Origin of the sequence: Endozoicomonas sp. YOMI1 (assembly GCF_024606345.1) — a bacterium.
Taxonomy (GTDB): domain Bacteria; phylum Pseudomonadota; class Gammaproteobacteria; order Pseudomonadales; family Endozoicomonadaceae; genus Endozoicomonas.
In genome coordinates, this window is sequence record NZ_JAHHPM010000423.1 from 1 (window position 1) to 1899 (window position 1899).

1 protein-coding gene is annotated in these 1899 nt (G+C 45.0%); it reads right to left on the reverse strand.

The window, feature by feature from the left end; all coding sequences use genetic code 11:
* Positions 1–292 precede the first annotated feature (292 nt).
* Entirely contained in the window at positions 293–1804 is a 1512-nt protein-coding gene (locus KDK15_RS14975) for an IS66 family transposase (RefSeq protein WP_257296191.1), read from the reverse strand.
* Positions 1805–1899 lie beyond the last annotated feature (95 nt).

Genomic DNA, 1899 nt, shown 5'->3' on the forward strand with positions numbered 1-1899 from the left:
GTAACTATTCAGCACCCATCAAAAGCTGACTGTTATAATTCTGAACAGCTCTAATAGTAGGTCTAAATATATTCAATCTCTGTTTTTTAACAAACGATACATAGGCGTTAATCCATTTAAAAATGAGACTACCTTCACTACTTGATTTTGGTACGTAAGTTGTCTGTAGACGTTAGCCAGCATGCATCCTGGGCCGATCTTAAGTGAAACCAGCTTATGTTGATTTATATAGAAGGCAGCGGTCATTCAGCCAAGTATTAGCCTGGCATTCACAACCACCGAGTAGATATGTCTACTCTGCCCCAGCACCAAGCAAAGGCTTATTGCTGTAATTTTGAACAGCTTTAAGAAGAGACTGAAATATATTCATTCCCTGTTTTTTAGCAGACGACAGATAGCTGCGAATCCGTGTAAACATGGAACCGCCATCGTCACTTCTGAAGCAGCCTGAGATTTTCTGTTTTAACTTGGCCATCCTGGCATCTCGTTCGCTGCCATTGTTATCGAAAGGAATTGAGAAGTCGGAAAGATAGCGCAGGGTTTCCGCCTTGAACTCACTGAGTCGTTTGAAGAGGTTGTAAGCCTTGGTATTCTTAACCTTCTTACGGCCAAGTTCCTGCCGTTTCTTTTCCATATAGGCGGCTTCCTTCGTCAGTGCCCGTTTAAGGATTCGATCATAAATATCCTCAATCCTCTCACGAACAGCACTTGGCATTAGCATCATACCGATTCTTTTGAAGCCCTTGCAGTAATGCCAGGAAAGCCTGAGCAATTTCATCATGCGCAAAGCCAGATGATTGTCATCCCTGTCGACAACTCCCTGGAGTTCCCTCAAATGATGGGCATTGCAAAGAACATGCACTGCTGCATAAGTAAAGTAGGGTTTCCAATGGTCATGAACCAGCACTCCGGTAAAAGTAAGCAGAATGCCCATGGCATCCATTGCCTCGCAACCACGTTTTTCAGACAGGTAGTAGAGCGTCCATTGCTCATCCCGCATGATGTGTAGCCAGTGAAGGGAGCCTTCGGCCCGCATGCCGGTCTCATCAGCGCCAGCAACCGGAGTATCCAGCAAAGCATCGCGAATCACCTGCTCGGTAGACTCAAGATTTTCGTGGGTTCTTGCCACAAAATTGACGACACTGCCCGCACTGACGCTCATGTTATAGACCGTATTAAAAAACTCTGAAACTCTCAAAAATGGCACAAAATGCTGTTGATTTAGAAGGACGGCCATAGCCTGAGTAGCAGTACCGTACTGCACGGCTGCGGTCACACCCTCAGGAAAGTCAGCCTCATTCCGACAGCCGCAAGGACAGATCTTGACCTCACCCATATGAGCAGTGACTTCACACTCACCCGGTTTTCCAGGTTCAAACACCTGTCGTTCAATGATTTTTTCCGGTTTAACTTCGAGAAGAGATGCCTGGCAGCAATGGCACTGTTTAACGGTGTGGTACTTAATATGATCGGGGATATCGACTCGCTTGAGACAAGCACCCTGATGCCCTTTTTTCCCTCCGGCTTTGTTACCAGATGATTGTCTAAGGCTTTTTGGGTTAGGCTTTTCCTGTGAAGACTCAGAATTTTCCGAGGATGAGGAATCTTTCTGGGAATCACTGTTTTTATTGGGCTTTTGATAACCATCCGACGATGGTGGCTTACTGCTGTTTTGACTGTTTTTGCCAACCTTTTCTTCTAATTCTCGACACAATTCCTTTAAATGTGCAACTTCAAGCCGAAGCTTAGCATTCTCTTCTAAGAGCGCTGCATTTAAGAAAGTCGCAGAAGATTCTTGATCCATGCTGGGTTGGCTTGAGGTCAGAAAAATTATTGTGTAACAGGATGGTAGAAAAAACAGAAAAATCCAGATTTATATGAGGGGTGCTGAACAGTTAC

Excerpts from the sequence above, each read along its gene's own strand:
- KDK15_RS14975 (WP_257296191.1), bottom strand. The coding sequence starts at position 1,804 with ATGGATCAAGAATCTTCTGCGACTTTCTTAAATGCAGCGCTCTTAGAA.